This is a genomic window from Microcoleus sp. PH2017_35_SFW_U_B (assembly GCF_020737865.1).
In the GTDB taxonomy this organism is placed as follows: Bacteria; Cyanobacteriota; Cyanobacteriia; order Cyanobacteriales; family Microcoleaceae; genus Microcoleus.
The window spans coordinates 39,076-45,499 of the sequence record NZ_JAEQDE010000099.1 but is presented as its reverse complement, the minus strand read 5'-3'; the positions used below and the strand labels follow the sequence as shown (position 1 = coordinate 45,499).

Genomic DNA, 6,424 nt, shown 5'->3' with positions numbered 1-6,424 from the left:
TATGGAAGTAATGCACGAGCGCAATGCTCACAACTTCCCACTCGACTTGGCTGCTGGCGAAACAACTCCAGTTGCTTTGGTTGCTCCTTCCATCAACGGCTAAGTTTTAGCTTGAGATAAACAGAAAGCGCCCCTAGAAATAGGGGCGCTTTTTGTTTGGGAAAAATTACAGTTTTAGCGAGATGATCGTTTATGATAATAGAAGGAGCGCGCTAGTTGTAGCTCATGTGCTCTCATAAATCATAAAAGCCTTTATTTATGGAGTCGGCTTCCTATGACAGTCACTACAGAAAATTTAATTAGAGCATTGCCATCGAACAGTGAGGAGGTGATGTTTGGTGAACTAAGTTTAATCAAACACGCCTTAGAAAAGCTGTTTAAATCTGATGAAGCGCGGATTCCTAAAGAAGAACTATTTATTGATGGATTGAAAATTTATGAGGTACTAGAACGGATTAGAGAAGCAAAAGATATACGTCTAAGAGCGGATATTTATTACTCTGAATACAGACCACTTTTAAACGAATTTAAAGCAAAATATAGTGACTTTTTAGCCCGTGATACTTTCAAAGAAATTGAAGATCGTGAAAAATACATGGATGGCTTGAGGGAATTAATCATAGCTCAGGGTTTTATGCTGATTGCGTTTGAAGAAGAAACAGATAAAGTACGTCAATATCGATCGCTATACACGGGTATGGTGAAACTATCAGAGCTTTTAGAAGAATATCTTGTCTACTTTCCACAACACTTAATAGAGTGCATTAAGAATATAGCATTGGCTTTTTTAAATGATTCTAATCTAAAACCCGATCGAGCCAATCAGAACGAGTCAGTTTTTTTATATTTAGTTGGATTAAAAAACACTGCTAGAGCAGTATTATGGCAAATCGAAGAAGACCGAACACAAAATGAAAAATTACATTTGATTGACTCTCCTTATAATCCAATATTTACTCGTGAAATGCAAATTCAGAAAAACCAATCTGCTATGGATTGGGCAAAGTCACGACTTGAGCAAATAGAAAGTATTGGAGAAGAAAAAGGATGGAAATTGTAGAGTGATTCTAATTCTAGATTCTAATATTATTGCTTTGCTGATAACAAATATTGATGAGAAATTGTCTGAAGATCAGAAGCTGACTACGGAGATTTATCAATGCACAGAATGGTTTTATAGACTGTTGTCGAAAGGCGTTTATATAATTGCTTCTGATATCTGTGATTATGAACTTAGACGTGAATTGATTCGGATAAAAAGCAAAAGTATTCAAGAGTTAGATAAACTAAGAGAGTTACTTGAATTTCAAGAAGTAACTTTTGCTTTGCTAGAAAAGGCTGCCGAACTATGGGCGGAGGCAAGAGCTATGAGTCAATCTAATAAAATTAAGGAGAACATTGATGTAGACTGCATTCTGGCTGCTCAATGGTGTCTGCTCAAAGAGCAATTTCCTGGTCGTGAAGTCATTATTGCTACTAAAAATATTAAAGATTTTCAACCTGTTACCGATTGTGATATTTGGCAAAATATTAGTTAATTTATAGTAATTTACGAGTTAGATAAAATGTCAGGTAAACTTCGGATATGCCACAGCATAAGTGCCTTCTATATTCTGCCTTCAGACTTATACCTTGTTTTTAAGCGGGAGGGTGTCAAAATGAAATATAGCTCCTAAGCTGTTAAAGATGCCAGGATTGTTTTGGTTTAGCTGTTCCCTGTTCCAGAATCTCAGCAAAAACAAATGTAGCCGATCGGGAGTAGCTCCTCACCGTGTCAAGCGCTTTATCTCTAACGAGGATTTGTATTATGAAAGATGGACAAGAAGTACGCCACGTCTCCACAACAGCACTCATTGCCGGTGTTTGCGGGTTGGCTTTAGTGACTGGAGGTGGCATTGCTTGGTGGACGGCAAGCCGTTCGCCCACGGCAGACACGCAGTCTTCAGCTCCGACAATCGCTCCGGCGCTATCCCCAAGTCCTGCCCAATCCCCTGCTGTAATTATCCCCGTACCTCCTCCAAATGCTGTGCAGGTGCCACAGGCTCAGACGCCGCAGGTTCAGACGCCTCAAGCTCAGAGACCTACCCCTCTGGCGTCTCAGGCTCTGGCGCCCAAGTCGTCACAGCCGAAGCCTTTGCAGCAGGCTGATGCCCAAACAGTCCAAGTGTACTGGGTTAAAGATGCGATCGGCAAATTTGAGGCAGTTCCTACGAAAGTAGCTGTCAAACAAGCTGATAAGCCTGATGCAACTTTACAAGCTGCTTTTAACACTTTGTTGGCTGGGCCGAAGGATGCAACTGTTTCTAGCGAAATACCTAAAGGGACAAAACTCCGGGGTTTGAGTGTCAAGAATGATGAAGTTTATGTCGATTTGTCGCGTGAATTTACTGCGGGGGGAGGCAGCAGTTCAATGACGAGCCGGTTAGGGCAAGTTATCTATACAGCTACGAGTTTAAAACCGAATACTAAGGTTTGGATCTCGGTGGACGGCAAGCCTTTGGAACTTTTGGGTGGCGAAGGTTTGGAGGTGGCTCAACCGAGTACCCGCCAAAGTTTTGACAAAAATTTTCCCCTTAACTAATTTTTGATTCATTAGTTATTAGTCATTAGTTAGGAGTTATTAATTAGGAGTTAGGAGTTATTAGTTATTAGTTATTAGTCTGAATGCGGAAAATAGGGATTGATAGCTGATAATTGATTGCTGATGATATCGTTAACATTTGCATCGGAATAATAATTTTCGGAGTGCAATTCGAGCGTGTCGCTCGCTTCGGATCGCGAAGCCAAACGTCCCGCACGGCGAGCAGGGTAGAATTCCGTAGTTACCGAATTTGATATAACTGATGACTGATAACGTTCGCGAGCGGGGACGCTCGCACTACCGACTGATGACTGCTGACTGATAACGTTCGCGAGCGGGGACGCTCGCACTAATGACTAATGACTAATGACTAATGACTAATGACTAATTTTCAGTGCTTGGCAGTCAGGCTAAATGCCCGAAAGTGGAGGGCTTGCTGTTCGATCCGAGTGGCAAGCCGATCGCACACCATAGTACATAGCTCAAAAATTAACTCGTCTTGCACCTTATAATAGGCTGATGTTCCTTCACTCCGGCGAGTGAGGATACCAGCTTGGAGCATAAGTTTTAGGTGCTTGGAAACATTGGCTTGACTCGTTTGAGTAGCTTCCACCAACTCTTGCACGCATTTTTCTCCGTCGCGAAGCAAGTTCAAAATTCGTAAACGCATTGGCTCGCTCAGAATACTGAAATACTCAGCAACTTGTTGCACAACCTCTTGCGGGACAGGCTGGGATGACTTCATCAAACTCACCGGGGAGAAGTGATCTCGAAATATTAGCATTTATTCTGTCCATAACAATAAAGTAATGCTTCAATCCGGATTAATTCGCATTAAAATTTGACCGTATTCGACAGGTTCGCCATTTTGCACTAAAATTTCCATGACTTGACCGGACACTTCATCAGCATCAATCTCGTTCATCAGCTTCATTGCTTCGATAATACAGACTGTCTGGCTGACTTTGATGCGATCGCCCACATTGACAAAAGGTGGCTCATCGGGAGCAGCAGCGCGATAAAACGTTCCTACCATGGGCGAGATAATTGACACCCATTTGGTATCGACAGGAGCAGAGACGGCAGCAGGAGCTGCGACAGCAGGGGCTGGTGCAGGAGTGGCCGGAGTTGCTCCTGCATTTTGACTAACAGCATCCGGTGGGGCGGCAGTGGGGCTAGAAACAGATCCCAGGGCGATCGTCGGAGCGACACTTGCCGCGGTAGAGAGGGCAGTAACCGTGGCTGGTTCGCTGGCCAGAATGCCTTTGCGTACAGTCAGTTCAAGCTCCCCACTTTTTAATGTCAGTTCCGAAATGCCTGTTTTGTCTAAAACAGTCAGCAGTTCGCAAAGCTGGTTTAAGTCTAATTGCACAGTAGATTCAAGGGTAATTAAGAATTTAAAATTGAGAAATTGGAATCCGGCGAAGCTAGGAAACTTCACCGATTTTGGAGACAAAAGGGGTAGTTTTTAATCTTTGAGCGATGAGCGATGATTTTTTAGCTCTTTAACTAATAACTCACAACTCACAACTAAAAACTAAAAACTCCCTTTTTCTCCGTCGTTTCTATTCTCGGCCGAGGTACTTGTCTTCACGAGTATCAATCCGAATGCGTTCTCCTATCGAAATAAATAGAGGAACCATGATCTGAGCTCCGGTGGAAAGGATGGCCGGTTTACTGCCACCGGTGGCAGTATCTCCTTTGACTCCGGGATCGGTTTGTGTCACTTCCAAGACGACAGAATTGGGTAATTCCACTTCCATGATTTGGTCGTTCCAGCGAAGGATACTGACTTCCATACCTTCATTCAGGTACTTGACACGCTCGCCTATTTCCTTGGCTGTGAGGCGGCTTTCCTCGTAAGTTTCCATATCCATAAAGACAAACTGGTCGCCTTCTTTATAGGTATGCTGCATCGCGCTCTTTTCGAGGTTGGCTTGAGGCAAAGATTCGCCAGCTCGGAATGTGTGTTCCACTACGCTGCCGGTTTGGACGTTTTTTAATTTTGTCCGCACAAAAGCGGAACCCTTTCCGGGCTTGACGTGGAGGAATTCGATAACCCGCCACACGCCGTTATTCCATTCAATTGAAACACCTGGTCGAAAGTCGTTACTGGAGAGCATATAAATTTTTGCGGGCAATCCCGTCGCCATTGGGCACGGGGGAACTATAGTCAGTCGATTTTAGATTTTAGATTTTAGATTTTAGATTCACTCGCAGCTTTGAATCTGGGAGATTGAACCTTGGTCTAAAATTTTGATCTCTCCACGACAGGAGTCTGGGGATTGTATCCGTTTTTGAGCGGGGTCAGCTTAAAGCCGCAGTCTAGCTGACGGCATCAAAAAGCAATTGGCAATTTATTTTACCTTTCAAAGGGAGCAAGTGCTGTACTCCAAGTGAAAAACCTCTGTCTGTTGGACAAGGAGAGGCAACGGATGTAATGGAGAGAAGGCGATCGCGCGCTGTGGGAAGATAATAGAGGCAATAAAAGTTAAAGATATGTTGCATTGGCCTAATTTCTCGATCGATACGTGCAAGCGCTGGGTGAAGACCGGTGCTTTAGCAGTCCTGCTGTTCGCACTCTCCCTAAGTTTCAGTGCAGTTTCCTATGCGAAACGCCCCAGCAGCAGTATGCCTGCGGGGAATCCGATTACGGACGGCCGGGCGCTGCTGCGTTTCGCGCTACCTATTGACAATCAGACTGTGCGTGAGTTGCAAATCAGTCTGGAAGACATTGGCAACCACATCCGTTCTAAACGTTGGGGGCCCATTAGCAGCGATGTCAGTAAGGCTTCGAGGATTCTCAGCATTCGGGAGTCCGACATTTTAGTGAGTATTCCTGAGGCGAAACAGCCGGAAGCTGAGGCGCTAGTTGCACAAGTCAAGGAGGGAATTGCTGAACTGGAAAAGGCTGTTGAGGCTAAAGACAGGGAAAAAGTTATTGACTTGAAGGCGAAAATCCTCGGTTCGGTAGGCGAAATCGAAGAGTTGATGGTGACAAAGTTTCCGTTTGAAGTGCCTGCTAAGTATGCTAATCTGCCTCAACTGAAAGGTCGCGCTACTGTGGCGGTGGAAACGGATAAGGGGACAATTAATGTTGTGGTTGACGGTTACAGTGCGCCTGTGACTGCTGGTAATTTTGTGGATTTGGTCGATCGAGGTTTCTATGATGGTTTACCATTTATTCGATCGGAAGAATCCTACGTTTTGCAAACGGGAGATCCCGAAGGCAAGGAAGTGGGCTTTATTGATCCAGGTACTGGCAAATACCGGAATGTGCCGCTGGAAGTGCTCGTTAGAGAGGACACGGAACCTGTCTATGGGATTACTCTAGAAGATGCGGGACGTTATCGCGACGAGCCTGTTTTGCCTTTTTCTGCTTTTGGTGCTGTGGCGATGGCCCGGGCTGAAGCTGAACCAGACAGCGGTTCTTCTCAGTTTTTCTTTTTCTTGTTTGAACCCGAACTCACGCCCGCTGGTCTGAATTTGTTGGACGGTCGGTATGCTGTTTTTGGTTACATGATTGAAGGAAAAGAGGTTTTGGATAAACTGAGGCAGGGAGATAAGATTATATCTGCTAAGGTGATTAAAGGAAAGGAAAATTTGGTTCAACCTCAAGTTTAATCAGCACACAAACAAACACGGCGAGATAAATCGCTTCAGAGTCAAACAAAGATGGCGAGTTAAATCGCTTCAGAGTCAAACAAAGCCCGCTTCCGCGGGCTGGAAGCAACCATAACAAATAAAGACGGCGATTTAAATCGCTTCTACACTAACAAAGACCGCCTCCGCGGGCTGGAAGAAAGACAAACAAAGACGGCGATTTAAATCGCTTCTACACTA

The 6,424-nt window shown here is 44.4% G+C and carries 8 protein-coding genes; 5 read left to right on the top strand and 3 right to left on the bottom strand.

Features of this window, described 5'->3' with window-relative positions:
• The 4 genes from JGK36_RS26250 to JGK36_RS26235 form a co-directional block, all read left to right on the top strand.
• The coding region (locus JGK36_RS26250; protein WP_293196450.1) for a photosystem II protein D1 at positions 1-103 on the top strand (103 nt) is incomplete at its 5' end.
• A gap of 171 nt (positions 104-274) precedes the next feature.
• Positions 275-1,060, top strand: coding sequence for a hypothetical protein (locus tag JGK36_RS26245; protein ID WP_293186765.1), 786 nt, complete (start codon positions 275-277; stop codon positions 1,058-1,060).
• Between the two features lies 1 nt (position 1,061).
• Positions 1,062-1,538 (top strand): hypothetical protein, encoded by a 477-nt coding sequence (locus JGK36_RS26240; protein WP_293198503.1) that lies wholly within the window; start codon positions 1,062-1,064, stop codon positions 1,536-1,538.
• A 269-nt stretch (positions 1,539-1,807) separates the two neighbouring features.
• Positions 1,808-2,581 carry a GerMN domain-containing protein gene (locus JGK36_RS26235; protein WP_293186767.1) on the top strand — a complete coding sequence of 258 codons (774 nt, stop codon included), beginning with the start codon at positions 1,808-1,810 and terminating at the stop codon, positions 2,579-2,581.
• Positions 2,582-2,972: 391 nt separating this feature from the next.
• Here JGK36_RS26235 and JGK36_RS26230 read toward each other — a convergent pair whose 3' ends face one another.
• From JGK36_RS26230 to efp, 3 genes are all read right to left on the bottom strand, one after another.
• A complete protein-coding gene (locus tag JGK36_RS26230) occupies positions 2,973-3,365 on the bottom strand; it encodes a helix-turn-helix transcriptional regulator (RefSeq protein WP_293186768.1) in 393 nt (130 codons plus the stop codon).
• Positions 3,366-3,395: 30 nt separating this feature from the next.
• Positions 3,396-3,953, bottom strand: coding sequence for an acetyl-CoA carboxylase biotin carboxyl carrier protein (gene accB, locus JGK36_RS26225; protein WP_293186769.1), 558 nt, complete (start codon positions 3,951-3,953; stop codon positions 3,396-3,398).
• Between the two features lie 193 nt (positions 3,954-4,146).
• Positions 4,147-4,704 (bottom strand): elongation factor P, encoded by a 558-nt coding sequence (gene efp, locus JGK36_RS26220; protein WP_293155631.1) that lies wholly within the window; start codon positions 4,702-4,704, stop codon positions 4,147-4,149.
• Between the two features lie 376 nt (positions 4,705-5,080).
• On the opposite strand from efp, the gene JGK36_RS26215 reads away from it, so the two are divergent.
• Positions 5,081-6,205 carry a peptidylprolyl isomerase gene (locus JGK36_RS26215; RefSeq protein ID WP_293193750.1) on the top strand — a complete coding sequence of 375 codons (1,125 nt, stop codon included), beginning with the start codon at positions 5,081-5,083 and terminating at the stop codon, positions 6,203-6,205.
• Positions 6,206-6,424: the final 219 nt, after the last annotated feature.

Bases quoted from the DNA above. Each gene is read 5' to 3' on its own strand.
- JGK36_RS26245 (WP_293186765.1), top strand. From the start codon at position 275: ATGACAGTCACTACAGAAAATTTAATTAGAGCATTGCCATCGAACAGT.
- JGK36_RS26235 (WP_293186767.1), top strand. From the start codon at position 1,808: ATGAAAGATGGACAAGAAGTACGCCACGTCTCCACAACAGCACTCATT.
- JGK36_RS26230 (WP_293186768.1), bottom strand. From the start codon at position 3,365: ATGCTAATATTTCGAGATCACTTCTCCCCGGTGAGTTTGATGAAGTCA.
- efp (WP_293155631.1), bottom strand. From the start codon at position 4,704: ATGCTCTCCAGTAACGACTTTCGACCAGGTGTTTCAATTGAATGGAAT.
- JGK36_RS26215 (WP_293193750.1), top strand. From the start codon at position 5,081: ATGTTGCATTGGCCTAATTTCTCGATCGATACGTGCAAGCGCTGGGTG.